Annotated in this window: 25 protein-coding genes; 16 read left to right on the top strand and 9 right to left on the bottom strand. The window is 64.8% G+C overall.

Annotated features, from left to right (window positions below; all coding sequences use genetic code 11):
• Position 1: 1 nt before the first annotated feature.
• From B2R83_RS22935 to B2R83_RS22925, 3 genes are read right to left on the bottom strand one after another with little or no spacing between them, the layout of a single operon-like run.
• On the bottom strand, positions 2 to 1,741 hold the full coding sequence (locus B2R83_RS22935; protein WP_292045359.1) for a GMC oxidoreductase: 1,740 nt from the start codon (positions 1,739 to 1,741) through the stop codon (positions 2 to 4).
• A gap of 17 nt (positions 1,742 to 1,758) precedes the next feature.
• Positions 1,759 to 2,361 (bottom strand): gluconate 2-dehydrogenase subunit 3 family protein, encoded by a 603-nt coding sequence (locus tag B2R83_RS22930; protein ID WP_292045357.1) that lies wholly within the window; start codon positions 2,359 to 2,361, stop codon positions 1,759 to 1,761.
• Entirely contained in the window at positions 2,355 to 3,260 is a 906-nt protein-coding gene (locus tag B2R83_RS22925) for an AraC family transcriptional regulator (protein ID WP_292045355.1), read from the bottom strand. Before B2R83_RS22925 ends, B2R83_RS22930 begins: the two co-directional genes overlap by 7 nt.
• 270 nt (positions 3,261 to 3,530) lie before the next feature.
• Here B2R83_RS22925 and B2R83_RS22920 point away from each other — a divergent pair, with 270 nt between their 5' ends.
• Together B2R83_RS22920 and htpG are read left to right on the top strand one after the other, a co-directional pair.
• Entirely contained in the window at positions 3,531 to 4,334 is an 804-nt protein-coding gene (locus B2R83_RS22920) for a 3-keto-disaccharide hydrolase (RefSeq protein WP_292045353.1), read from the top strand.
• Positions 4,335 to 4,468: 134 nt separating this feature from the next.
• Positions 4,469 to 6,388, top strand: coding sequence for a molecular chaperone HtpG (htpG, locus tag B2R83_RS22915; protein WP_292045351.1), 1,920 nt, complete (start codon positions 4,469 to 4,471; stop codon positions 6,386 to 6,388).
• Between the two features lie 287 nt (positions 6,389 to 6,675).
• Here htpG and B2R83_RS22910 read toward each other — a convergent pair whose 3' ends face one another.
• The 6 genes from B2R83_RS22910 to kynB all read right to left on the bottom strand — a co-directional run bounded on the left by B2R83_RS22910 (position 6,676) and on the right by kynB (position 11,742).
• Entirely contained in the window at positions 6,676 to 7,203 is a 528-nt protein-coding gene (locus B2R83_RS22910; protein ID WP_292045348.1) for a GNAT family N-acetyltransferase, read from the bottom strand.
• Positions 7,200 to 7,751 carry an RBBP9/YdeN family alpha/beta hydrolase gene (locus B2R83_RS22905; RefSeq protein ID WP_292045346.1) on the bottom strand — a complete coding sequence of 184 codons (552 nt, stop codon included), beginning with the start codon at positions 7,749 to 7,751 and terminating at the stop codon, positions 7,200 to 7,202. The genes B2R83_RS22910 and B2R83_RS22905 overlap by 4 nt, the downstream gene beginning before the upstream one ends.
• A gap of 61 nt (positions 7,752 to 7,812) precedes the next feature.
• Complete coding sequence (locus B2R83_RS22900; RefSeq protein ID WP_292045344.1) at positions 7,813 to 8,934, bottom strand: acyltransferase family protein; 1,122 nt, start codon at positions 8,932 to 8,934, stop codon at positions 7,813 to 7,815.
• Between the two features lie 54 nt (positions 8,935 to 8,988).
• Positions 8,989 to 9,834: a tryptophan 2,3-dioxygenase gene (gene kynA, locus B2R83_RS22895; protein ID WP_292045342.1), complete on the bottom strand. Its 846-nt coding sequence runs from the start codon at positions 9,832 to 9,834 to the stop codon at positions 8,989 to 8,991.
• Positions 9,835 to 9,841: 7 nt separating this feature from the next.
• Complete coding sequence (gene kynU, locus B2R83_RS22890) at positions 9,842 to 11,098, bottom strand: kynureninase (protein ID WP_292045339.1); 1,257 nt, start codon at positions 11,096 to 11,098, stop codon at positions 9,842 to 9,844.
• Complete coding sequence (kynB, locus tag B2R83_RS22885; protein ID WP_292045338.1) at positions 11,095 to 11,742, bottom strand: arylformamidase; 648 nt, start codon at positions 11,740 to 11,742, stop codon at positions 11,095 to 11,097. Before kynB ends, kynU begins: the two co-directional genes overlap by 4 nt.
• 590 nt (positions 11,743 to 12,332) lie before the next feature.
• Here kynB and flhD point away from each other — a divergent pair.
• The 14 genes from flhD to cheZ all read left to right on the top strand — a co-directional run bounded on the left by flhD (position 12,333) and on the right by cheZ (position 23,759).
• Positions 12,333 to 12,650 carry a flagellar transcriptional regulator FlhD gene (gene flhD / locus B2R83_RS22880; RefSeq protein WP_027863769.1) on the top strand — a complete coding sequence of 106 codons (318 nt, stop codon included), beginning with the start codon at positions 12,333 to 12,335 and terminating at the stop codon, positions 12,648 to 12,650.
• A gap of 59 nt (positions 12,651 to 12,709) precedes the next feature.
• Complete coding sequence (gene flhC, locus B2R83_RS22875) at positions 12,710 to 13,276, top strand: flagellar transcriptional regulator FlhC (RefSeq protein WP_292045335.1); 567 nt, start codon at positions 12,710 to 12,712, stop codon at positions 13,274 to 13,276.
• Positions 13,277 to 13,421: 145 nt separating this feature from the next.
• Complete coding sequence (locus B2R83_RS22870; protein WP_292045333.1) at positions 13,422 to 14,165, top strand: class I SAM-dependent methyltransferase; 744 nt, start codon at positions 13,422 to 13,424, stop codon at positions 14,163 to 14,165.
• 136 nt (positions 14,166 to 14,301) lie between these two features.
• Positions 14,302 to 15,156 (top strand): flagellar motor stator protein MotA, encoded by an 855-nt coding sequence (gene motA / locus B2R83_RS22865; protein ID WP_292045330.1) that lies wholly within the window; start codon positions 14,302 to 14,304, stop codon positions 15,154 to 15,156.
• A gap of 52 nt (positions 15,157 to 15,208) precedes the next feature.
• Positions 15,209 to 16,156, top strand: a complete 948-nt coding sequence (gene motB, locus B2R83_RS22860) for a flagellar motor protein MotB (protein WP_292045328.1) — start codon at positions 15,209 to 15,211, stop codon at positions 16,154 to 16,156.
• Positions 16,157 to 16,173: 17 nt separating this feature from the next.
• Positions 16,174 to 16,722, top strand: coding sequence for a chemotaxis protein (locus B2R83_RS22855; RefSeq protein WP_292045325.1), 549 nt, complete (start codon positions 16,174 to 16,176; stop codon positions 16,720 to 16,722).
• A gap of 84 nt (positions 16,723 to 16,806) precedes the next feature.
• On the top strand, positions 16,807 to 17,172 hold the full coding sequence (locus B2R83_RS22850; RefSeq protein ID WP_027863763.1) for a response regulator: 366 nt from the start codon (positions 16,807 to 16,809) through the stop codon (positions 17,170 to 17,172).
• 36 nt (positions 17,173 to 17,208) lie between these two features.
• Positions 17,209 to 19,380, top strand: a complete 2,172-nt coding sequence (cheA, locus tag B2R83_RS22845; protein WP_292045322.1) for a chemotaxis protein CheA — start codon at positions 17,209 to 17,211, stop codon at positions 19,378 to 19,380.
• Positions 19,381 to 19,418: 38 nt separating this feature from the next.
• Positions 19,419 to 19,919 carry a chemotaxis protein CheW gene (locus tag B2R83_RS22840; RefSeq protein ID WP_209586083.1) on the top strand — a complete coding sequence of 167 codons (501 nt, stop codon included), beginning with the start codon at positions 19,419 to 19,421 and terminating at the stop codon, positions 19,917 to 19,919.
• A gap of 100 nt (positions 19,920 to 20,019) precedes the next feature.
• Entirely contained in the window at positions 20,020 to 20,886 is an 867-nt protein-coding gene (locus B2R83_RS22835) for a CheR family methyltransferase (RefSeq protein WP_292045316.1), read from the top strand.
• 9 nt (positions 20,887 to 20,895) lie between these two features.
• A complete protein-coding gene (gene cheD, locus B2R83_RS22830) occupies positions 20,896 to 21,489 on the top strand; it encodes a chemoreceptor glutamine deamidase CheD (RefSeq protein ID WP_292045313.1) in 594 nt (197 codons plus the stop codon).
• A 32-nt stretch (positions 21,490 to 21,521) separates the two neighbouring features.
• Positions 21,522 to 22,583, top strand: a complete 1,062-nt coding sequence (locus B2R83_RS22825) for a protein-glutamate methylesterase/protein-glutamine glutaminase (RefSeq protein WP_036207316.1) — start codon at positions 21,522 to 21,524, stop codon at positions 22,581 to 22,583.
• A gap of 140 nt (positions 22,584 to 22,723) precedes the next feature.
• Positions 22,724 to 23,119 carry a chemotaxis response regulator CheY gene (cheY, locus tag B2R83_RS22820; protein ID WP_036207318.1) on the top strand — a complete coding sequence of 132 codons (396 nt, stop codon included), beginning with the start codon at positions 22,724 to 22,726 and terminating at the stop codon, positions 23,117 to 23,119.
• 1 nt (position 23,120) lies between these two features.
• Positions 23,121 to 23,759 carry a protein phosphatase CheZ gene (gene cheZ, locus B2R83_RS22815; protein ID WP_292045307.1) on the top strand — a complete coding sequence of 213 codons (639 nt, stop codon included), beginning with the start codon at positions 23,121 to 23,123 and terminating at the stop codon, positions 23,757 to 23,759.
• Positions 23,760 to 23,811: the final 52 nt, after the last annotated feature.

The raw sequence follows: 23,811 nt of genomic DNA, 5'->3' as shown, positions 1-23,811 counted from the left end.
GTCAGATTTTCCCGGCTTTCAGCTGGTCCACCGCATAGGCGCAGGCGCGCGCGGTCAGCGCCATGAAGGTCAGCGAAGGGTTCTGCCAGGCGCAGGACGCCAGCGAGGAACCGTCGGTGACGAACAAATTCGGCACGTCGTGCGCCTGGTTGAAGCCGTTGAGCACCGAGGTCTTCGGGTCGCGGCCCATGCGCGCCGTGCCCACCTCGTGGATCGCCAGGCCGGGCGGGTATTCGGCTTCCGTCAGCATGCGCTTCTTCACGTCCTTGACGCCGAGATCCTCGAGGATGTTGGCGGCGGTATCGGCCATGTCCTCGCGCATCTTGCGGTCGTTCTCGCCGTGGGTGATGTCGATGTGCAGCAGCGGGATGCCCCATTTGTCCTTCCTGGTCGGGTGCAGGCTGACCATGTTCTCGAAGCGCGGCAGCATTTCACCCTGTCCCCCCAGGCTGAAGTGCCAGGGGCCCGGCTTTCTCAGCATGGCCTTGAAGTCCTTGCCGAAGCCGGGTTTCCACGCCGCCGATTGCCAGCCGTCGCGCGCGGCGCCGCCCGCCAGCGCATAGCCGCGCAGGAAGGAAGGGTGCTGGTCGATCACGTTGCGGAAACGCGGGATGTAGGGGGCCGTGGGACGGCGGCCGCGGTAGTAGTCGTTCTCGAAACCCTCGACCCGGCCGCTGGCGCCGGCGGCCCACAGGTGGTCCATCAGGTAGTGGCCGAGCACGCCGGACGAGTTGGCCAGTCCGGTGGGGAAGGCGCTGGAGGTCGAGTTCAGCAGGATCGCGGTGGAGGCCAGGGTCGAGGCGCACAGGATGACCACCTTGGCGTGGAATTCGCGCGTCTCCATGGTCTCGGCATCGATCACCCGCACCCCGGTGGCGCGGTTGGTCTTGGCGTCGTAGATCACGCTGTGCACGATGGCGTTGGTGGCGATGCGCAGGCGGCCGGTCTTGAGTGCCGCCGGCAGGGTCGAGCTCTGGGTCGAGAAGTAAGCCCCGAAGGAGCAGCCGCGGTGGCACTGGCTGCGCGCCTGGCAAGGGGCGCGGCCCTGGGCCAGGTGCTCGTCGCTGGCCTTGTTCAGGTTCGCGGTGCGGCCGATGATCATGCGCGCCGGCGCATACATGGCGTCGAACTTCTTTTTCAACGCCGCTTCGACCGTGTTGAACTCGAAGGGCGGCAGGAACTCGCCGTCCGGCAGCACCGCCAGACCTTCCTTGCTGCCGCTGATGCCCACGAAGCGCTCGACGTGGCTGTACCAGGGCGCCAGGTCGGCGTAGCGGATCGGCCAGTCGGTGCCGTGGCCGTCCTTCAGGTTGGCGCCGAAGTCCAGGTCGCTCCAGCGATAGGACTGGCGCGCCCACATCAGCGACTTGCCGCCCAGCTGGTTGCCGCGGATCCAGCTGAACGGACGGCCCGCGGGCGTCGAATAGGGCATGTCGCGGTCGTTGTTGAAGAACTGCTTGGTGTGCTCGTCGAAGGCGTAGCACTGCTTCTGGACCGGGTACTGCTCGTCGGCCACCGTGGCGTCGACCCGGCCGCGGTTGGGCATGGTCCACGGGTCCTTGTTTTCGCCGATGTAATCGATGCCATGCTCGACCGGACGGCCGCGCTCGACCATCAGGGTGGTGAGTCCGCGTTCGGTCAGTTCCTTGGCGGCCCAGCCGCCGGTGATGCCCGAGCCGACGACGATCGCGTCGAACTGTTCCGGGCTGCTTTTGATGTAGAAGGAGGAGACGGGTTCCATGGGGCCTGGTGTCGGGTTCATTGGATCGCCCAGCCGCGGCTGGATCGGGTGAGCTTGTAGTTGCCCTGGAAGCCGCCGGGGATCGGCAGGTAGGCCAGCTCGCGCGTGGCGCCGGCTTCCGAGGTGTAGTAGGCAAAAGCGACGTAGCCCTTCAGCTGGCGGAAGAAGCCCTGGTCTTCGCCCTCGAAGGGCGCGCTGCCCGCGTCGAGCGCGCGCAGCAGCGCCACCTGGCGCGCCGCCGGCAGGGCCTTGAACCGCTTGCCGCCCTGCGCCTGCGCCACCGCCTCGATACGGGCCAGCCCGGCCTTGAAGCGCGCCTGCTCTGCTGCATGCGCGCACACCTTGAGCAGGTGGTCGATGGTGCGGTGCGCGCCGACCTCCATGGCGCCGGGAGTGTCGGTCCTGGGGATGATCAGCTCGGCCAGCACGCCGGTCAGCAACAGCTCGTCGCGCGTGAGCAGCACCGGCTCGTAGGCGGCGCCCTTGCCGGCTGCCGCCACGGCGGCGAGCACGTCGCCGCTGGACGCGAGGGCGGACAAGCCGGTAACGCCACACAGGGCGCCCAGCCGCAGCAGGGCCGAGCGCCTTTGCCGGGCGCGAGGATCAAGAGGCTTCAACATGGTTTCCTTTTCGGTGAAAAGATGGGGGCGTTCCCGGCCCGTCCTGCCGCCAGCGCCAGCTGGTACTGCTTGGGCGTGATGCCGACGATGCTGCGGAACTGCTTGGTGAAGTAGCTCTGCCCGCCGAAGCCGGTCGCCAGCGCGACCCGGGCGATGCTGTTGGCGCCGGGGAGCAGGCGGCAGGCTTCGTGGACCTTCATGTGCAGCACGTACTGCTTGGGCGTGAGCGAGAAGTGCTCCTTGAACTTGCGCTCGAAGGTCGACAGCGACATGCAGGACAGCTTGGCGAGGTGGTCGATGCTGATGTTCTCGGTCAGGTGTTCCTGCACGTACTCGATGCATGCCTTGAATTCGTGGAAGGGCGCGATCGTGTCCTGCGAGCGGCGGGCGTCGCGCGAAAAGCCTTCGATGCCGACGATCGCCCCCTCGCGGTTGCGGATCGGGGCCTTGGTCGTGAACAGCCAGGTCAGTTCGCCGTTGCCGCCGTCGATCACCTCCAGCTTGTTCTTGACGGTGACGCCGGTCTCCATCACGGCCAGGTCGTCGGCGCGGATGCGGTCGGCGATGTCGCGCCGGAAGAAGTCGTGGTCGGTCTTGCCGAGGATGTCCTTGACGTCCGCCAGCGCGTGCTGTTCCTGCAGCAGGCGGTTGCCCCAGACGAACTGGCCGGCCCGGTTCTTGGCGAAGTAATAGGTATCGGAGAGCGTGTCGAACAGGGTGCTCGGGGTCGAGATGCCGTTCGCGGCGAAGAAGCCGGCACATTCTTCCCGTGCGGCGGAGGCGCAGGGCCTGGCCACGGAGGCGGGACGCCGGGTGCGCTGGCGCTCCTTGCGCTCGCCGGGCTCGCTGCCCGAGCCCATGGCAATAACCATGCCCATGCCAACGACAATTGTGCTCATCCTGCCTGTCTCCGCTTTTGTGATCAGCCATGTGCGCGCTAACACCATCGGCACGCCTGGCTGTTTATATGGGAAATACTAGCATTCGGAAATGTTTAAGAGTGTCAATAAATCGGAAAAATTTATAAGGAATTCGGCAAGATGGTTTTTTGTGGTAGCGCTAACACACATGCCCATGCTAGATTCACTTCGTCCGTACGGACGGGCTGCCAACGGCGTCGCAAGGCTTGTTCAGGCCAGGCGCATATTTATAAGAGAAGGAGACTGTCGATGACCCGCTATTCCTTTGCCAGAGCCGGCCTGCTGGCCGCCGCCCTGGCCCTGTGCGCGCCGCTGCAGGCGGCCGAGGCCGGATGGACCTCGCTGTTCAACGGCCGCGACCTGTCCGGCTGGACGACCTGGATCAGCATGCAGCCGACTTCCCCGAACATGAAGGCGCCGACCTCGAGCCGCGGCCTCGACAAGGACCCGCGCAAGGTGTTCTCGGTGGTCGACGGCATGCTGCGCGTGTCGGGCGAGGAGTGGGGTGCCATCAGCACGGTCGGCGAATACGAGAACTTCCACCTCAAGCTCGAGTTCAAGTGGGGCAGCAAGAAGTGGGCGCCGCGCCTCGACCTCCCGCGCGACAGCGGGCTGCTGTACTACGCGGTCGGGCCGGAAGGCGCCGAGAGCGGCCACTGGATGCGCAGCCACGAAGCCCAGATCCAGGAAGGCGATACCGGTGACTACCACAGCCTGGACGGCGTGACCGTCGATGCCCACGTGGGCGACGCCAACGAGGGCGACTGGAAATTCTACCGCTACGAGCCCTCGCTGCCGCTGCGCACCGGCCTGAAGGCGCGCATCCTCAAGCGCGGCAACCCCGAGAAGCCGACCGGGGAGTGGAACACGCTGGAAGTGATCGCCGACGGCAAGACCCTGGTCCACATCGTCAACGGCGTCGAAGTGCTGCGCGCCGAGAATCCGCGCCAGAACGTGGGCGGCAAGATGCTCCCGCACACGCGCGGGAAGTTCTCGCTGCAGTCGGAAGGCGCGGAGACCTTCTACCGCAATATCCAGGTCAGGCCCTTATAAGCAGCGCCGGTGGATCGGTTAAAATAATTGCAATATTGCTGCAATGACGGGGCCTTGAAATTGTTGTTGGTGTCCCTATATTGCAGCAGTCCGTTTGTTTTTAACCCTTTATCAGACCCACCACGAGGAACAAGATGGCAGTTGCCGAAAAAGAAACCCTTGGCTTCCAGGCAGAAGTAAAACAGCTGTTGCAGCTCATGATTCACTCCTTGTACTCGAACAAGGAAATCTTCCTGCGCGAACTGATCTCGAACGCGTCCGACGCGGCCGACAAGCTGCGCTTCGAGGCGATCAACAACGACGCCCTGTACGGCAACGACCACGAGCTGAAAATCAAGGTCAGCTTCGACAAGGACGCGCGCACCATCACGATTTCGGACAACGGCATCGGCATGAGCCGTGACGAAGTCATCTCGCACCTGGGCACCATCGCCAAGTCGGGCACCAAGGAATTCTTCAGCAAGCTGTCGGGCGACCAGCAGCAGGACGCGGCCCTGATCGGCCAGTTCGGCGTCGGCTTCTACTCGGCCTTCATCGTGGCCGACCGCGTCATCGTCAACACCCGCCGCGCCGGCGCTTTTGCTTCGGACGGCGTGCGCTGGGAGTCGACCGGCGAGGGCGACTACAGCGTCGAGCAGATCGAGAAGCCGGGCCGCGGCACCGACGTGATCCTGCACCTGCGCGCCGGCGAGGAAGAGCTGCTCTCCGGCTGGAAACTGAAGTCGATCATCCGCAAGTACTCGGACCACATCTCGCTGCCGATCGTGATGCAGAAGGAAGAGTGGGACGAGGAGAAGAAGCAGACCGTCGTCAAGGACGAGTTCGAGACCGTCAACCAGGCCAGCGCGCTGTGGGCGCGCTCGAAGAGCGACATCACCGAAGAACAGTACAACGAGTTCTACAAGCACGTCTCGCACGACTTCCAGGACCCGCTGGCCTACACCCACAACCGCGTCGAAGGGCGCAGCGAGTACACCCAGCTGCTGTACGTCCCGGGCCACGCTCCGTTCGACCTGTGGGACCGCAACAAGCGTGCCGGCATCAAGCTGTACGTCAAGCGCGTGTTCATCATGGACGACGCCGAGCAGCTGATGCCGACCTACCTGCGCTTCATCAAGGGCGTGATCGACTCGAGCGACCTGCCGCTGAACGTCTCGCGCGAGATCCTGCAGGAATCGCGCGACGTGCGCGTGATCCGCGAAGGCTCGACCAAGCGCGTGCTGGGCATGCTGGAAGAGATGGCGAATTCGGAAGAGCAGGCCGGCAAGGATAAATACGCCACCTTCTGGAAGGAATTCGGCCAGGTGCTCAAGGAAGGCATCGGCGAGGACGCGACCAACAAGGACCGCATCGCCAAGCTGCTGCGCTTCGCTTCCACCGCCGGCGAGTCCGACGCCCAGGACGTCTCCTTCGCCGACTACATCGGCCGCATGAAGGAAGGCCAGGACAAGATCTACTACGTCACCGCCGACAACTACAGCGCCGCGAAGAACAGCCCGCACCTGGAAATCTTCCGCAAGAAGGGCGTCGAAGTGCTCCTGATGACGGACCGCGTCGACGAGTGGATGCTGTCCTTCCTGAGCGAGTTCGAAGGCAAGGAACTGGTGTCGGTCGCCAAGGGCGGCCTGGACCTGGGCGCCCTGGAAGACGAGGCCGAGAAGAAGGAGCACCAGGAGGTCGAAGCCGGCTACAAGGAACTGGTCGAGCAGATAAAGGGCGCCTTGGGCGACAAGGCCAAGGACGTGCGCGTGACCTTCCGCCTGACCGATTCGCCGGCCTGCCTGGTCGCGGACGAGAACGAGCTGTCGGGTAACCTGCTGCGCATGCTGAAGGCGGCCGGCCAGAACGCGCCGGAATCGAAGCCGATCCTCGAGATCAACCCGAACCACCCGCTGGTGACGCGCCTGAAGTACGAGGACGCGAGCGGCCCGCGCTTCGCCGACTGGTCGCACATCCTGTTCGACCAGGCCATGCTGGCCGAGGGCGGCAGCCTGAGCGATCCGGCCTCGTTCGTGAAACGCCTGAACGAGATGCTGCTGGCGACCGCCAAGTAATCGACTGAGCTGCACACCGGACCGGGGCCTCGCGCCCCGGTTTTTCGTTAACGCGTCCGGGTTTTCGTAGGGTGGGCGGCTCCACCCGAGTAATCGCCCAGCTCGCGGCTTTTGCGCCGCCCACGCGGTCGACATGCCGGGTATCGAAGCGCGTCAGTGGTCCGCAACTTCGGGTTGAACGCGTGGGCGGCGCAGGTGCCGAAGGCTGAGCGACGGCCTGGGTGGAGCCGCCCACCCTACGGGTTTGCTGCTTCGGTCAAAGTCACGGCAGCTGCCGTGGTAGGTCTTCATGTGCGAAGCGCTGCGAAGGCGTCCGCGCCGATGTCGTACACCGCCACGGTTTGCGCGTGCCAGTTCTCTATACCCCGGTAGCGCATGCCTAAGCGCCGCATCACTTTCGCGGAATCCGCATTCTCCGGGTGGCAGATCGCCGCCAGCGAGGGCGCTTCAAGATCGTCGAAGGCGAAGGCCGCCATGCGGCGCGCCGCTTCCGTGGCATAGCCGCGGCCCCAGCGGCTGGGCAGCAGGCGCCAGCCGATCTCGTGTTCGTTAGCCGGGTCATGGCCCAGGTGCTGGATGCAGCCGGCGCCGACCAGTTCCCCCGTGTCCTGCTCGATGAAGCTCCACCACGAATGGCCGAATTGCCGCCAGCGCCCTTGCACGCGTTCGATCATGGCCGCGGTTTCCTCCGGCGTCTCGGGGCGGCCTGCGATGTAGCGCTGCACCGCCGGGTCGGCGTTCAGCAGCCGCAGGCCCTCGTAGTGCGCGGGGCAGACGGGTTCCAGGCGCAGGCGCGCGGTAACGAGGATCGTCACGTCGTATGCCCGATCTGGTCGCAGAACTCCTGCAGCAGGCGCTCGCCCTCGGGCCAGGGGCCGTGGCCGGAATCCGCGTTCACGTGGCCGGCCTCGCCGATGTGCACCAGGCGGCTGCCCCAGGCCTGGGCCAGGGCGGCGGCGCGTTCGGGGGTGATGTAGGGATCGTTGCCGCTCGCCAACACCATGCTGGGAAAGGGCAGGGGAGCGAGCGGGATCGGCGCGAAGCCGTTGACGGGGGCAGGGTAGCTTGGCGCCTCGACGTCGCTCGGGGCCACCAGGAAGGCGCCGGCGACCATCAAGGGCGAACGGCTGGCCGCCCAATGCGCCACCAGCATGCAGCCGAGGCTGTGCGCGACCAGGATCGGTGCGCCTTTACAGGCGGCGATGGCGGCGTCCAGTTCGGCCACCCATTCGTCGCGCGCCGGGCAGTTCCAGTCGCGGTGCTGGGCCTTGGTCCAGGCGGGATAGCGCTCCTGCCACTGGCTCTGCCAATGCTCGGGACCGGAATTCCACAGGCCTGCCAGGATCAGTACGTCGCACTTCATCGCGCCTCCGCCATTAGGAAAAGATGAACGGCGATTGTACGTCGAAAGCGGCAGGCCGGTTTCAGGCCCCGGTTTTTTCGGCCGCGACCATGGGCCTGCGTGGCGCCAGGAGCCGCGCGAACAGGGCCTGGAACAGATGGCGGCGATGTTCGGTGAGCGCGCCGAGGGCAAAGGTCGTCGCCACGATCGCCGCGCCGAGGCCCAGCAGGGCCGCGCTGGAAGGGCGCGCCTGCGGAAAGGCCGCCAGCCACATTCCGATCACGATCGCATGCGACAGGTAGAGCGTGAAGGTGTACGAGGCCAGCAGCCGCACCGCCGGTGCGATGCGCTCAAGCGCAGTGAAGCCGGCATCGCGCGCGCAGGCGAAGTTGAGCAGGACGATGGCGCAGACCACGTAGTCGGCCAGGAAGCGGTCGGCACTGCCAAGGGGCAGCCCGGGGAAGGGCCACCAGGCGATGCCGGCCATGCGCAGCGGCTCTTCCAGGCGCAGGCCGACCCAGGCCGCGAGTAGCACCAGGCTGGCCAGCCATCCGGCCCGGGCCGCATTGCGGCCGAGCCAGGGGCCATGGCTGCGCCGGTACAGCCAGGCGCCGGCCAGCCACACCGGCAGCAGCAGCCACAGCTTGTAGCCCATGACAAGCAGCGCCAGTCCCACGAGGGCGATACGGCGGCGGCCCTGCAGGTAGCAGGCCAGTCCGAACAGCAGGTAATACCAGGCCTCGTAGTTGAGCGACCAGTAGGGCTCCATGTAGGGCGGCACTTCGCCCAGGGTCCAGTGCTGGCCGAGGAAGAGCAGGTGGAATGGTACGTACACGTACAGCTTGTCGAGCACGTAGCCGTAGGGCGGGACCAGGTCGGTGAAGGCGCGCACGGCCAATGCGCAGGCCAGGCCCAGCAGCAGAACCGGCAGCGCCACCGAATACAGGCGCGACAGGCGCGCCACCGCGTAGTCGCGCGCGGACGGCCGGCGCTGCGCCGTCGTCGCCGCGATCACGAAGCCGGACAGGACGAAAAACACGATCACTGCCTCGCGCCCCATTTCCGGCACCAGGCCCCAGGCGCCTTTCGTGATGACCCCGAAGTACTCGACATGGGCGAGCACCACCATGACCGCAGCGAGGAAGCGGGTCAGGTCGAGATAGACGGAAAAGGGCTGCGCGAGCGCAGGTGGCGTGGATTGCATTGTTTCTTTAGGTTATGGAAACAATGCGATCATACACCGCCTGGCCTGCTGGAATCACAAAGCAGTTCTTAGCGCAAACAATTCAGGGAACAACACCACGTCGAGCATCTTGCGCAGGTAACTCGCGCCCGAGGTGCCGCCGGTGCCGGTCTTGAAGCCGATGATGCGCTCGACCGTGCTCACGTGGCGGAAGCGCCAGAAGCGGAAGGCGGTCTCCAGGTCGACCAGCTTCTCGGCCAGTTCGTACAGCGCCCAGTGGTGTTGGGTAGCCTGGTAGACCGCCAGCCAGGCTGCCTTCACGCTCTCGTCACCCACGGTCGGCCGGGTCCAGTCCGCCGCCAGGCGCTCCGGGGCGATCGTGAAGCCGCTGCGCGCCAGCAGCATCACCGCCTCGTCGTAGACCGAAGGCGCGTGCAGCTCGCGTTCCAGGATGGCATGCGCCTCGGGCGACTTCTCGTGCACGCCCAAGAGGTTCGGGTTCTTGTTCCCGAGGATGAATTCGAGCTCGCGGTACTGGAAGGACTGGAAGCCCGAGGACGCGCCCAGGTAGGGGCGGATCGCCGTGTATTCGGGCGGGGTCATGGTCGCCAGCACGTCCCAGGCATGCACCAGCTGGTCCATGATGCGCGCCACGCGCGCCAGCATCTTGAAGGCCGGCGGCAGGTTGTCCTCGCGAATGTGGCGGCGCACCGCCTGCAGCTCGTGCAGCATCAGCTTGATCCACAGCTCGCTGGTCTGGTGCTGGATGATGAAAAGCATTTCGTTGTGGTTCGGCGAGAGCGGATGCTGGGCGGCCAGGATCTGGTCGAGTCCCAGGTAGTCGCCGTAGCTCATCGATTCCTTGAAATCGAGCTTGGCGCCGTGCCATTCGGCCGGCTTGGGGGTAGCTTTGTCGTTCATGTCGGCCTCAGGTCACTGCGCTGCGTTCGGACCGGGTATCGTAGGCTTCGCGGTCGAGGATGTCCTTCAGGATCGCCACCGCATCCCAGACGTCGGCGAAGCTGGTGTAGAGCGGGGTGAAGCCGAAGCGCATGATCTCGGGCTCGCGGTAGTCGCCGATCACGCCGCGGGCAATCAATGCCGCCATGACCGCGTAGCCGTGCGGATGGGTGAAGCTGGCCTGGCTGCCGCGCCGCGCGTGTTCGCGCGGCGTCACCAGTCCGAGCGGATGGTCGCCGCAGGTCGATTCGACCAGCTCGATGAACAGGTCGGTCAGCCCCAGGGACTTCTCGCGGATGGCCGCCATGGTGGTCTCCTCGAACACCTCCAGCCCGCACTCGACCAGCGCCAGCGACAGCACCGGCTGGGTGCCGCACAGCGCGCGCCCGATACCTTCGCAAGCCGCGAAGCCGTGCGACATCGCGAAGGGCTTCGCATGGCTCCACCAGCCCGTGAGCGGATGGGCGAAGGCCGCCTGGTGGCGCTGCGGCACCCAGATGAAGGCAGGGGCCCCGGGGCCGCCGTTCAAGTACTTATAGGTGCAGCCGACCGCGAAGTCGGCTTTGGCCGCATGCAAGTCGACCGGTACCGCGCCGGCCGAGTGGGCCAGGTCCCAGACGGCGAGCGCGCCGGCGGCGTGCGCGTGGCGGGTCAGCTCCGCCATGTCGTGCTGGTAGCCGGTGCGGTAGTTGACGTGGGTGAGCATCAGCACCGCGCAGTCGGCGTCCACCGCCGCCGGGATCTCGTCCACCGAATCGACCAGGCGCACGCGGTAGCCGCGATCCAGCCACTGGGTCAGGCCTTCGGCCATGTAGATGTCGGTGGGGAAGTTGCTGCGTTCGGTGACGATGGTGCGTCTTTCAGCCCCGGCTCCTTCAGCCTGCAGCTGCAGGGCCGCGGCCAGCGCCTTGAACAGGTTGAGCGACGTAGTGTCGGTGACCACGACTTCGCCCTCGTTGGCGCCGATCAGCGGCGCCAGGCGATTGCCGAGGCGCTTGGGCAGGTCGAACCAGCCGGCCGTGTTCCAGCTCTTGATCAGGTCCTGGCCCCATTCGCGGCTGACGACTTCCTGGGCGCGCGCCAGGGCGGCCTTCGGACGGGCGCCGAGCGAATTCCCGTCCAGGTAGATGATGCCGTCGGGCAGGTCGAAGCGCTCGCGCAGGGCGCGCAGCGGGTCGCGTTGGTCGCGCGCGACGCAGTCGGCGCGTGTCGTTACAGCGGTCATGCAACTTCCTTCATGGGTAATTGACGCAGGATGGCGCGCACCGGGCTGGCGTCCATGCCGGCGAATTTCAGGGGCAGGGCGACCAGCTCATAGTCGCCCTCGGGGACCTCGTCCAGCACGATGCCCTCCAGGATCGCCATCCCGCCGGCGCGCACCGCATGGTGGGCGTCCAGGGTTTTCGAATCCTGCGGGTCGAGCGAGGGGGCGTCGGTGCCGACCAGGATTGCGCCGCGGCTGGCCAGCAAGGCGATCGCGTCCGGGCTGATGGCGGGGAAGGCCGGGTCCCAGGCCTGCCGGGGCGCCCTGGCGTAGGTACGCAGCAGCACACGCGGCGGGACGCCGTCCAGCTTGCCCTCGAGGTGGGACGGCTCGACCGTAGTCACGCCGGTGCAGTGGATCACGCGGCAGGCGCCGATGTAGGGCAGCAGGTCGACCTGGTCGATCGACTTGCCGGCCGGGTCATAGTGGCTCGGGGCGTCGGTATGCGCGCCGAGATGGGTGGTCATGGTCATGCGGCTGACGCGGACCGGGCAGCCATCCTTTATCTCCCAGGTGGGGGCGGCCTCGAACGGGGTGTCGCCTGGCCAGACGGGAATGCCGTTCGAGATCGTCGGGCTGATGTCCCAGATGCGTAAAGATTCCATGCTTGCCTTGGATTAGTTGAGGCTTGAAGCTTTTGCCAGTCTCGCAGTGTAGCAAGTTCCCGGGCCTGCCGCCTGCCTTTGTTGGCTTGCCGATAACTTTTTCGCGCCTCGAAAAATTTTTAAAATTTTTCTCAAGAACCCTAAAGTTCCTAAAACCGCTGCCGTTACCCCTACCAGAAGCGCGGTAAAGGGTCTTGAAAAAATATTTTCAACAAACCCTCAAGTTCTCGCCAGGCGCTCCGTTAATGCAGTGGAGAAGGGCAGCAAGATTTGAAAAAATATTTTGCGAAAACCCTAAAGTTCTCCGAAAGCTTGACGTAAACCGTATCAAGCGCACGACAGAAGCAGTCGCGAGCGCGCACAATTCGGCGGATTTTCCGCAGCTCCCTCAGCCCCGTTTTCATAGGGGCGCCAGAGTGATCCAGCAGGGTTTGTCAGACAAACTCCTACGGATCATGCCGTCATTTCGCGGACGAAAAATACAGAGTTCGTCCAATACCGAAAAAGTTTCCTCACAGTCAGAATCTATCTCAACGGCAACACCTCAGTAGCAACTGAGTCGCCGATCAACGGATACGGAGAGATAGAAAATGACGATGAACGACATGATGGCTGAAATCCGCGACGCAAACCTGAGCTACCTGATGCTGGCCCAGCAGATGATCCGCGCCGACAAAGTCACCGCCATTTTCCGTCTCGGCATCTCCGCCGACATCGCCGAGCTGATCGAGGGCATGAGCAACGCCCAGATCCTGAAGCTGGCAAGCGGCAACATGATGCTGGCCCGTTTCCGCTTCGACGACACCGCCATCCTGTCGATGCTGACCAGTCACACCAAGGAGCGCAGCCTGGCCCAGTCGCACGCCGCGATCCTGATGGCCGGCCAGCCTGTTGAAGAGATCGTATAAAATCCCGCTGACGCGGTCCCGTCGGGGCTGCATGGCAAGTAACACGGGCGGGAGTAGCAATGAGCAAGAAGAGTGTCGTATCGGAAGCGCAGGAAATCCAGCTTGCGATCGAACTGATCAACCTGGGGGCGCGCCTCCAGCTGCTCGAAACCGAAGTCTCGCTGTCGCGGGAGCGCCTGCTCAAGCTGTATAAAGAACTGAAGGGCGTCTCTCCGCCCAAGGGCATGTTGCCGTTCTCGACCGACTGGTTCCTGACCTGGCAGCCCAACATCCATTCCTCGCTGTTCATCAACATCCATCACTTCCTGGTCGAACATGCCGGCGCCAGCGGCATCCAGGCGGTGATGAAGGCTTACCAACTCTACCTCGAACAGATGCCGCCCGAGCCGGGCGAAGAGCCGCTGCTGTCGCTCACCCGCGCCTGGACCCTGGTGCGCTTCTTCCAGAGCGGCATGCTGGTGCTGGCCCCGTGCCAGAAATGCCAGGGCAAGTTCGTCGTCAACGCCCTCGACCTGAACGCCGGCTACCTGTGCGGCCTGTGCCACATGCCTTCGCGCGCCGGCAAGACGCGCAAGGCCAAGGATGCCAAGGACGCGGCCGCTGCTGCGGCCAGCCAAAACAAGTGATGATGGGGTTTTGTAGGGTGGGCGGCTTGCATCTGGCCCACTGGGCCAGATTGCCCCACGCGGTGATAGTTATCAGCAAGATCATCAGGCGCGAGATCGGAGCCCGCAGCGCTCACCGCGTGGGCGGGAAACCCGCCCGCCCTACGTGAAGCCCGCGGTGGCGGCGCTGCTGCTGCAGCTTGCCGCCTTCCCCCTCACGCTCGCCGTCACCTGGCTGCTGGCCACCGCCGGCATCCCCATGTCCTACCTCTCCGTGGCCGTGATCCAGGGACTGGCCGCCGCCGGCCTGAGCTGGTGGCGCGGCCTGGCGAGCTGGTGGCGCGCGATCCAGCTGCTGTTCCCGGTCGCGCTGTTCGGCGCCGTTCAACTGGCGATCCCGCCGCTGGTCTTCCTGGCCGTCTTCCTGTTCCTGCTCCTGCTCTACTGGTCCACCTACCGCACCCAGGTGCCGTACTACCCGTCCAACCGGCGCGTCTGGGAGGCGGTGGCCGGACTCCTGCCGGATAAACAGCCGGTGCGCGTGATCGACATCGGCAGCGGCCTGGGCGGCCTGGTGCTGGACCTGGCGCGCCGCGGCCCGGCGGTCGAGGCAATTGGCATCGAGCTGGCGCCGCTGCCCTGGCTGGTGAGCCGGCTGCGCGCGCGCCTGGCGCGCAGCCGCGCCCGTTTCATTCGCGGCGACTACGATGCCCTCAATTTCGGCCAATTCGACGTGGTGTTCGCCTACCTGTCGCCGGCCGCGATGCCCACCCTGTGGCGCAAGGCGGCGCGCGAAATGCGGCCCGGTTCGCTGCTTCTCAGCTACGAATTCATCATTGACGATCGTCTACCTAACCGTATCGTCTATCCCACAGAGGGCGGCCCGGCCCTTCATATCTGGCACTTTTAGACGACAAAACCGGCCTTTCTGCTTGCCGGTGAGCCATTCTCCCGCTAGAGTGGTTCCCTGCGTCAACTTTGCCTGAAATCACTATTATTGAGTCGGCCGGACGAAACATTCCCGGCATTTCTGGAGCGGAATTCCCTTGTTAGTCATTCTTGGTTACATCGTCGTCTGCCTCTGCGTCTTCGGCGGCTTCGCCCTCGCCGGCGGCCACCTGGCCTCGCTGTGGCAGCCGATCGAACTGCTGATGATCGGCGGCGCCGCCCTCGGCGCCTTCTTCGTCGGTAACACCATGAAGTCGGTCAAGGCGACCATGAAGGCCTTGCCGAGCATCTTCAAGGGCTCGCAGTACACCAAGGACATGTACATGGAGCTGATGGCGCTGCAGTTCGACGTGCTGTCGAAGGTGCGCAAGGAAGGCCTGATGTCGATCGAAGGCGACATCGAGGCGCCGGAAGCCTCGCCTTTGTTCTCCAAGTACCCGGCTGTCTTGGGGGACCACCACATCGTCGAATTCATGACCGACTACCTGCGCCTGATGGTGTCGGGGAACATGGACGCGATGCAGATCGAAAACCTGATGGACAACGAGATCGAGACCCACCACCACGAAGGCGCGATCCCGGCCCACGTGATCGCCAAGGTCGGCGACGGCCTGCCGGCCTTCGGTATCGTGGCGGCGGTGATGGGCGTGGTCCACACCATGGAATCGGTGGGCCTGCCGCCGGCCGAGCTGGGCATCCTGATCGCCAAGGCGCTGGTCGGCACCTTCCTCGGCATCCTGCTGGCCTACGCTTTCGTGTCTCCGCTGGCCAGCGTGCTGGAACAGAAGCTGGAAGAATCGACCAAGATGTTCCAGTGCGTGAAGGTCACGCTGCTGGCAAGCCTGAACGGCTATGCGCCGGCGCTGGCCGTCGAATTCGGCCGCAAGGTGCTGTACTCGACCGAGCGTCCGAGCTTCGCCGAACTCGAAGAGCACATCAAGAAGAAGAAATAGGGCGTGATGCTGCTTTCAGATCAACTGCAGGAATCGGGGCGAGGAGGGGACCATGGCTGACGACAACATGCGTCCCATCGTCGTCAAGCGCATCAAGAAGGTTCAGGGTGGCCACCATGGCGGCGCCTGGAAGATCGCCTACGCCGACTTCGTGACCGCGATGATGGCCTTCTTCCTGCTCATGTGGCTGCTCGGCTCGACCGCCAAGGGCGACCTGGAAGGCATCTCGGAATACTTCAAGACGCCGCTCAAGGTGGCGATGGCGGGCGGCTCGGGCGCCGGCGACTCCTCGTCGGTGATCAAGGGCGGCGGCACCGACCTGTCCCGCCGCAACGGCCAGGTCAAGAAGGGCGACATCGACCCGACCTCGAAGACCTACAACCTGGAGGCGGCCAAGGCCCAGATCGCGCGCGCCGAGGCCGAGCGCCTGCAGTCCCTCAAAATGAAGATCGAATCGGTCATCGAGGTCAATCCGCTGCTCAAGAAGTACAAGAACCAGCTGCTGCTCGACCTCACCAGCGAAGGCCTGCGCATCCAGATCGTGGACGAGCAGAACCGCCCGATGTTCGAGCTGGCCAAGGCCGAGCTGCAGCCGTACACGAAAGAAATCCTGAATATCATCGGCATGGTGCTCAACGAGGTGCCGAACAAGATCGGCCTGTCGGGCCATACCGACGCCACCCCGTACTTCAGCCACGCCGGCTACAGCAACTGGGAGCTGTCGGCCGACCGCGCCAACGCCTCGCGCCGCGAACTGGTGCGCGGCGGCCTGGGTGACGACAAGGTGCTGCGCGTGGTCGGCCTGGCCTCGGCCGCCAACCTCGATCGCAAGGACCCGTTCAACCCGATCAACCGGCGCATCAGCATCATCGTCATGAACAAGAAGACCGAGGAAGCCGTGCAGCGCGACGCCGCCTCGCTCGAGGTGCCGGCGCAGCAGCCCGCGGCGGCCGCCGAGGCGGTCGCGGCGAACGCCGGTATGCCGGCCACAGGCAAGTAGTCCAGCAGGAGACTCGAATGAAAAGAAAAAAGATTCTCGGATCGCACGTCAAGCGCCTGCTGTCGGGTGTGGCCATCCACGGACGCCGCCACCTGACCGAGGTCGAGACCGACCTGCTGCAGACCGAGCTGCTGCTGGAAGAAGCCATCGACAAGCTGACCAGCAGCTTCATGGCCATCCACACGGCGGTCGGGGCGCGCCAGGAAGCAATCAACCGCCTGCTGGCCGGCGAGACGCCGAGCGCCGAAGACAGCGCGCGCCTGTCCGACATGTCGGGCGAGATCGGCCAGCACGTGAACTCGGCCATCACCAGCATGCAGTTCCAGGACATGACCAGCCAGTTGATCGACCGCACGCTGCGGCGCGTGACCGGCCTGCGCGATTTCCTCGGCACGCTCAGCGAGCATGGCGCCGAGATCGCACCGGAAACCGACAGCGACGAGATCGTCGAACGCCTGGGCAAGGTCAGCATGGCGCTGGCGATCCAGTCGCTCGAGCTGCGCAGCATGCTGCGCAAATCGGTCGACCAGCAACACCTCGAGAGCGGGGACATCGAACTCTTCTGAGTGCGCCGCCGGTACTGAACAACACGACATTTCGCCACTTAACATTCAACCGGAACATACCGGATAAAACAGCAGGAGCAAAACATGGCAAAAACGATTCTCGCGGTCGACGATTCCAGTTCGCTGCGCCAGATGGTGGCCTTCAGCCTGAAGGCGGCTGGCTACAACGTGGTGGAAGCCGTGGACGGCCAGGATGGCCTCGACAAGGCAAAGCTGCAGAGCGTGGACCTGGTCCTGACCGACCAGAACATGCCGCGCATGGACGGCCTGGCGCTGATCAAGACCCTGCGCACGCTGCCGACCTACGCCAAGACCCCGATCCTGATGCTGACCACCGAGTCGTCCGACGAGATGAAGGCCAAGGGCCGCGCCGCCGGCGCCAACGGCTGGCTGGTCAAGCCTTTCGATCCGCAGCGCCTCATCGAGGTCGTGAAAAAAGTCATCGGTTGAACCGATGATGCGCCGGGTAATCGAGGAAACAGCACCATGACGATCGACATCAGCCAGTTCTACCAGGTCTTTTTCGACGAGGCAGAGGAACTGCTCGCCGAAATGGAGCGGCTGCTGCTGGCAGTTGACGTGGCCGCGCCCGACCCGGAAGACCTGAACGCCATCTTCCGCACCGCCCATTCGGTCAAGGGTGGCGCCTCGACCTTCGGCCTGTCCGACATGAGCGAGGTCACGCACGTGCTCGAGTCGCTGCTGGATCGCATCCGCAAGGGCGAGATGGCGCTGACCGCGAACCACGTGGACGCCTTCCTGGCGGCCAAGGACAGCCTCAAGATGCAGCTCGACGGCCACCGCCACGGCGCAGCCGTCGACCAGGAGGCGGTCGCCAACGTGCGCATGGTGCTGCACGACCTGGCCGAGGGCCTGGTGCCGCACGCACCCGTGGTGGCGCCGTCATATCTCACCGCCGAGGCGAAGGTACATCACCCGACCGAGGGAGCGCACCGCTACAAGATCGAGCTGCCGCCGGTCGAGCAGCGCGACATCAGCGCCCTGGTCGACGAGCTGGGCCTGATGGGGCGCGCCAAGGTGACGCCCCTGGAGGGCGGGCGCAGCGCCATCATCATCACCACGCACGAAAGCCTGGACGACATCATCGCGATCTGCTCCTTCGTGCTCAATCCGGAAGACCTGAAGATCTTCGAGGCCCCGGCCTTGACGCTAGAGCAGCGCGCCATCGAGGCCGCCGAGCGCAAGCGCATCGAGGACCAGCAGGGCTACGGCTTCTTCGACGCCGACGACGAGACCGCGGCCGCGGCAAGCGGCGGCGACGAGCTGTCGGACGACGAGCGCGGCTACGGTTTCTTCCAGCCGATCGAACAGATCCGCGCCGCGGCCGGCATCACGGGCGAACCGAAGCCGGCTGCCGCGCCGAAGGGCCCGGAAGCGCTCGAGCTGTCCGAAACGGCAAGCGAGCTGGCGCTTGAAAAGAAGGCCGCCGCCAAGAAGGACCCGCACGCGGAATCGTCCTCGATCCGGGTGTCGGTCGAGAAGGTCGACCAGCTGATCAACCTGATCGGCGAACTGGTGATCACCAACGCCATGCTCGAGCAGAGGAGCGGCGGGCTGGATCCGATGACCCACGAGCGCCTGCTCAATTCCATCAGCCAGCTGGGCCGCAACACCCGCGAGCTGCAGGAAGCGGTGATGTCGATCCGCATGATGCCGATGGACTTCGTGTTCTCGCGCTTCCCGCGCATGGTGCGCGACCTGGCCGGCAAGCTTGGCAAGAAGGTCGACTTCATCACCAACGGCGCCGCCACGGAGCTCGACAAGGGCCTGATCGAGCGCATCGTCGATCCGCTGACCCACCTGGTGCGCAACTCGATCGACCACGGCATCGAGATGCCGGCCGCGCGTGTCGCCAGCGGCAAGTCGGAGGCGGGGCGCCTGTTCCTGTCGGCCGGCCACCAGGGCGGCAACATCGTCATCGAAGTCTCGGACGACGGCGCCGGCCTGAACCGCGAGCGCATCCTGGCCAAAGCCAGCCAGAACGGGCTCTCGGTGAGCGAGAACATGAGCGACGAGGAAGTCTGGCAGCTGATCTTCGCGCCGGGCTTCTCGACCGCCGAGCAGGTGACGGACGTGTCGGGCCGCGGCGTCGGCATGGACGTCGTCAAGCGCAACATCGCCTCGATGGGCGGCAGCGTCGACATCCGCTCTGCGCGCGGCTTCGGCACCACGATCTCGATCTCGCTGCCCCTGACGCTGGCCATCCTGGACGGCATGTCGATCCGCAGCGGCGAAGAGGTGTACATCCTGCCTCTGTCCTTTGTCGTCGAGTCGCTGCAGCCGGCGCTTGCCGACATCCGCGAGATCGCGGGACGCGGCCGCGTGCTGAAGGTGCGCGGCGAATACCTGCCCCTGATCCCGCTGTACCAGATGTTCGAGATCCAGCCGCGCATCACCGACCCCTCCGAGGGCATCGTGGTGATCCTCGAGACCGAGGGCAAGAAGGCCGCGCTGTTCGTGGACGAACTGGTAGGCCAGCAGCAGGTGGTGGTGAAGAACCTGGAAGCGAATTACCGCAAGGTGGCCGGCATCTCGGGCGCCACCATCCTGGGCGACGGCGGCGTCGCCCTGATCCTCGACGTGGCCGCGCTGGTGCGCTCCTCGCGCCAGCTGCTCGGCGACACCGTCGTATCGTGAAGCTTTTTACAAAACATTAACCCCAAGAGGACGCGAACATGTCTACTGTACAGAACAACAAACCGGCCGACGGCACCATCGAAGGGGCCGGCAGCGAGTTCCTGGCCTTCACCCTGGGCTCCGAGGAATACGGCATCGATATCCTCAAGGTGCAGGAGATCCGCGGTTACGAAGCGGTGACCCGCATCGCCAACGCACCGGAATTCATCAAGGGCGTCATCAACCTGCGTGGCATCATCATCCCGGTGGTGGACATGCGCATCAAGTTCAAGCTGGGCACCCCGGTGTACGACCAGTTCACCGTCGTGATCATCCTGAACATCGGCGGGCGCATCATGGGCATGGTGGTGGACAGCGTGTCGGACGTGACCACGCTCACCCCGGACCAGATCAAGCCGGCGCCGGAAATGGGCACCGCCTTCAACTCGGACTACATGATCGGCCTGGGCACGGTGGACGAGCGCATGCTGATCCTGGTCGACATCGACAAGCTGATGTCGTCCAGCGAGATGGGCCTGATGGACAAGCTGGCAGCGTAAGCGTAGGGTGGGCGGGGGAAAACAGTCCAGTGGACTGTTTTCCCGTCCACCCTACAACAGCCGGCACAAGCAACACTGATAGCAACGAAGAGGCAATAACGTGCCGCAGCAACGAACCGATACGGCCAAGGAATTCGATTTCACGCGCAGTGATTTCGAGCGGGTCCGCGCGCTGATCTACCAGCGCGCCGGGATATCCCTGGCCGACAGCAAGCAGGAGATGGTCTACAGCCGCCTGGCGCGGCGCCTGCGCGCCACCGGCATCCAGTCCTTCGTGCGCTACCTCGACGACCTGGAAGCAGGCCGGATGGCGACCGAATGGGAAGCCTTCACCAATGCGCTGACCACCAACCTGACCTCGTTCTTCCGCGAAGCCCACCACTTCCCGCTGCTGGCCGAGCACCTGGCCGGGCTGCAGCGCCGCGACGGCAAGCCGCTCACCATCTGGTGTTCGGCCGCGTCCACCGGCGAGGAACCGTATTCGATCGCGATGATTGCCTGCGAGGCCTTCAACAGCTTGAGCCCGCCGGTACAGATCGTCGCGACCGATATCGACACCAATGTGCTGGCGGTCGGCGCCACCGGGGTCTATCCGATGGAGCGCGTCGACAAGGTGGGCGCGGAGCGCCTGAAGCGCTTCTTCCTGAAGGGGAAGGGCGCCAACGAGGGCATGGCGCGGGTGCGTCCGGAACTGCGCCAGCTGGTGAGTTTCCGCCAGCTGAACCTGCTGGCGAACGAATGGCCGGTGGAAGGGCAGTTCGACGCGATCTTCTGCCGCAACGTGATGATCTACTTCGACAAGGACACCCAGCGCAAGATCCTGGCGCGCTTCGTGCCCCTGATGAAGTCCCATGCCCTGCTGTTCGCCGGGCATTCCGAAAACTTCCTGTACGTGTCGGATTCGCTGCGCCTGCGCGGCAAGACGGTGTACGAACTCGATCAGGCCGCGCGCCGCCACCCGTTCTAAGACACCGACATGAACAACCAGTTCGCCACCAACGTCTACTACGACCGCACCTTCGACTGCGACGCCGCCAAGATCCTGCCGGGCGAGTACTACTACACCAGCAAGAACATGCTGATCGTGACCGTGCTCGGTTCCTGCGTGTCGGCCTGCATCCGCGACCGCATCACCGGCCTGGGCGGCATGAACCATTTCATGCTGCCCGACGGCGGCGACGCAGGCAGCCCGGTGTCGGCCTCGATGCGCTACGGGAGCTTCGCCATGGAGATCCTGATCAACGACCTGCTCAAGGCGGGTGCGCGCCGCGAGAACCTGGAAGCCAAGGTGTTCGGCGGCGGCGCCGTGCTGCGCGGCTTCACCGCCATGAACGTGGGCGAACGCAATGCCTCCTTCGTGATGAACTTCCTCAAGACCGAACGCATCCCGGTGCTGGCCTCGGACCTGAACGACGTCTATCCGCGCAAGGTGTACTTCTTCCCCAAGACCGGCAAGGTGCTGGTGAAGAAGCTGATGCAGACCCAGAACGATACGCTGGCAAAACGCGAGCTCGATTACGCCAAACGACTCAAGGTCGAACCGGTTGGCGGCGACATCGACTTGTTTTGACCAGGGAAGAACAAGACCTGAAAGGACGACACATGACAATCAAGGTGTTGATCGTCGACGACTCGGCGCTGATCCGCAGCGTGATGAGCGAAATCGTCAACTCCCAGCCCGACATGGAAGTCGTGGCCACGGCCCCCGACCCGCTGGTCGCGCGCGAGCTGATCAAGCGCCACAACCCGGACGTGCTGACACTCGACGTCGAGATGCCGAAGATGGACGGCCTCGACTTCCTGGAAAAGCTGATGCGCCTGCGCCCGATGCCGGTGCTGATGGTGTCCTCGCTGACCGAGCGCGGCTCGGAGATCACGATGCGCGCGCTGGAACTGGGCGCGGTCGACTTCGTGACCAAGCCGAAGCTGTCGATCCAGACCGGGATGCGCGAATACACCGAACTCATCGCCGACAAGATTCGCGCGGCAAGCCGCGCGCGCATCAAGCGCATGGTCCCGGGCAGCAGCCCGGCGCCGCAGCTGTCGGCCCTGCGCAGCCCCCTGATCTCGTCGGAAAAGCTGATCATCATCGGCGCCTCCACCGGTGGCACCGAGGCGATCCGCGAATTCCTGATGCAGATGCCCTCGGACTGCCCGGGCATCCTGATCGCCCAGCACATGCCGGAAGGCTTCACCAGCTCCTTCGCCAAGCGCCTCGATTCGCTGTGCAAGATCAGTGTCAGCGAATCGCAGGGCAACGAGCGGGTGCTGCCCGGCCACGCCTACATCGCACCGGGCCATTCGCACCTCCTGCTCACCCGTTCCGGCGCCAACTACATGACGAAGATCGAGCAGAGCCCGCCCGTCAACCGGCACCGTCCCTCGGTGGACGTGCTGTTCCGCAGCGCCGCGCAGGCGGCGGGCAAGAACGCGGTCGGTGTTATCCTGACCGGCATGGGCAAGGACGGGGCCGCCGGCATGCTGGACATGCGCACCGCGGGCGCGCACAATTTTGCCCAGGACGAGGCAAGCTGCGTCGTGTTCGGCATGCCGCGCGAAGCGATCGCGCTCGGCGCTGCCCACGAAGTAGGCAGTTTGCAGGCCTTGCCGGGCATGGTGCTCGAGCACCTGGCCTCGCAGGGCAGCCGGGCGTTGCGTGTTTGATCCGGATGCGCTTGTATTGATGCCATTTTATCGCCGTACGGCAACAAAAATGCTATTCTTGAGGCTGATCCCACGGTCGCGCGGTTTTGTTCAGCGCTCACCTACTAAACCAAAGCAAAAGATTCAAAACGGAGTAATTCATGGCTGATCCAAAGTTGCGTTTTCTGGTTGTTGACGATTTCTCGACGATGCGCCGCATCGTCCGGAATCTGTTGAAGGAACTGGGTTATGCCAATGTCGACGAAGCAGAAGACGGCGTGATGGCGCTGGCCAAGCTGCGCAGCGAACCCTTCGACTTCGTGGTGTCGGACTGGAACATGCCGAACATGGACGGCCTGACCATGCTGCAGAACATCCGTGCCGATCCCGCGCTGGCCAAGCTGCCGGTGCTGATGGTGACCGCCGAAGCCAAGAAGGAAAACATCATCGCGGCCGCGCAGGCAGGCGCCAGCGGCTACGTGGTCAAGCCGTTCACGGCCGCCACGCTGGACGAGAAGCTCAACAAGATCTTCGAAAAGATGGACAAGGCGGGCTGACATGACGGAGCAGACTGCGGCGCAGGTCGAGACCTCCCACGAGGAGGTCCTGAGCCGGATCGGGCACATGACGCGCGCGCTGCACGAAAGCCTGCGCGGCCTCGGCCTCGACAAGCTGATCGAGAAGGCGGCGAGCGACATTCCCGATGCGCGCGATCGCCTCGACTACGTGGCGCGCCTGTCCGAACAGGCTGCCAAGCGCGTGCTGGACGCCACCGACGCCGCCGGCCCGGTGCAGGATGCGATCGAGACCCGCTCCGGCGAGCTCGCCGGCGCCTGGCAGGCCTTGCTGGACCAGGGTGCTTCGGAACAGGACTGGCGCGCGCTGGCGCAGCGCACCATCGCCGGCCTCGACGAGTCCCGCGCCGGGGCCTGCGCGACGCGTGCCCAGCTGATGGACATCATGATGGCCCAGGATTTCCAGGACCTGACCGGCCAGGTGATCGGCCGCATCACGGGCATCGCCCAGAACCTCGAGAAGCAGCTGGTGCAGGTGCTGATCGACTTCGCGCCGAGCGAGATCCGGCGCGAGATCGACAATGGCTTGCTCAACGGCCCGCAGATCAAGCCGGAAGGCAAGAGCGAAGTGGTTGCCGACCAGGGCCAGGTCGACGACCTGCTCGACAGCCTCGGTTTCTAAGGCGCGCGGGCCACGGGGCCGCCCGCGCACCGTCACACGTTTCACTCACGCG

Origin of the sequence: Massilia sp. UBA6681 (genome assembly GCF_002454935.1) — a bacterium.
GTDB lineage: Bacteria > Pseudomonadota > Gammaproteobacteria > Burkholderiales > Burkholderiaceae_D > Telluria > Telluria varians.
The sequence above is the reverse complement of the archived record's forward strand: the minus strand, read 5'-3'. Positions and strand labels throughout refer to the sequence as shown.

What these genes read in the sequence shown, in the direction of transcription:
- B2R83_RS22935 (WP_292045359.1), bottom strand. Translation starts at nt 1,741, where the DNA reads ATGGAACCCGTCTCCTCCTTCTACATCAAAAGCAGCCCGGAACAGTTC.
- B2R83_RS22930 (WP_292045357.1), bottom strand. Translation starts at nt 2,361, where the DNA reads ATGTTGAAGCCTCTTGATCCTCGCGCCCGGCAAAGGCGCTCGGCCCTG.
- B2R83_RS22925 (WP_292045355.1), bottom strand. Translation starts at nt 3,260, where the DNA reads ATGAGCACAATTGTCGTTGGCATGGGCATGGTTATTGCCATGGGCTCG.
- B2R83_RS22920 (WP_292045353.1), top strand. Translation starts at nt 3,531, where the DNA reads ATGACCCGCTATTCCTTTGCCAGAGCCGGCCTGCTGGCCGCCGCCCTG.
- htpG (WP_292045351.1), top strand. Translation starts at nt 4,469, where the DNA reads ATGGCAGTTGCCGAAAAAGAAACCCTTGGCTTCCAGGCAGAAGTAAAA.
- B2R83_RS22905 (WP_292045346.1), bottom strand. Translation starts at nt 7,751, where the DNA reads ATGAAGTGCGACGTACTGATCCTGGCAGGCCTGTGGAATTCCGGTCCC.
- B2R83_RS22900 (WP_292045344.1), bottom strand. Translation starts at nt 8,934, where the DNA reads ATGCAATCCACGCCACCTGCGCTCGCGCAGCCCTTTTCCGTCTATCTC.
- kynA (WP_292045342.1), bottom strand. Translation starts at nt 9,834, where the DNA reads ATGAACGACAAAGCTACCCCCAAGCCGGCCGAATGGCACGGCGCCAAG.
- kynU (WP_292045339.1), bottom strand. Translation starts at nt 11,098, where the DNA reads ATGACCGCTGTAACGACACGCGCCGACTGCGTCGCGCGCGACCAACGC.
- kynB (WP_292045338.1), bottom strand. Translation starts at nt 11,742, where the DNA reads ATGGAATCTTTACGCATCTGGGACATCAGCCCGACGATCTCGAACGGC.
- flhD (WP_027863769.1), top strand. Translation starts at nt 12,333, where the DNA reads ATGACGATGAACGACATGATGGCTGAAATCCGCGACGCAAACCTGAGC.
- flhC (WP_292045335.1), top strand. Translation starts at nt 12,710, where the DNA reads ATGAGCAAGAAGAGTGTCGTATCGGAAGCGCAGGAAATCCAGCTTGCG.
- motB (WP_292045328.1), top strand. Translation starts at nt 15,209, where the DNA reads ATGGCTGACGACAACATGCGTCCCATCGTCGTCAAGCGCATCAAGAAG.
- B2R83_RS22855 (WP_292045325.1), top strand. Translation starts at nt 16,174, where the DNA reads ATGAAAAGAAAAAAGATTCTCGGATCGCACGTCAAGCGCCTGCTGTCG.
- B2R83_RS22850 (WP_027863763.1), top strand. Translation starts at nt 16,807, where the DNA reads ATGGCAAAAACGATTCTCGCGGTCGACGATTCCAGTTCGCTGCGCCAG.
- cheA (WP_292045322.1), top strand. Translation starts at nt 17,209, where the DNA reads ATGACGATCGACATCAGCCAGTTCTACCAGGTCTTTTTCGACGAGGCA.
- B2R83_RS22840 (WP_209586083.1), top strand. Translation starts at nt 19,419, where the DNA reads ATGTCTACTGTACAGAACAACAAACCGGCCGACGGCACCATCGAAGGG.
- cheD (WP_292045313.1), top strand. Translation starts at nt 20,896, where the DNA reads ATGAACAACCAGTTCGCCACCAACGTCTACTACGACCGCACCTTCGAC.
- B2R83_RS22825 (WP_036207316.1), top strand. Translation starts at nt 21,522, where the DNA reads ATGACAATCAAGGTGTTGATCGTCGACGACTCGGCGCTGATCCGCAGC.
- cheY (WP_036207318.1), top strand. Translation starts at nt 22,724, where the DNA reads ATGGCTGATCCAAAGTTGCGTTTTCTGGTTGTTGACGATTTCTCGACG.
- cheZ (WP_292045307.1), top strand. Translation starts at nt 23,121, where the DNA reads ATGACGGAGCAGACTGCGGCGCAGGTCGAGACCTCCCACGAGGAGGTC.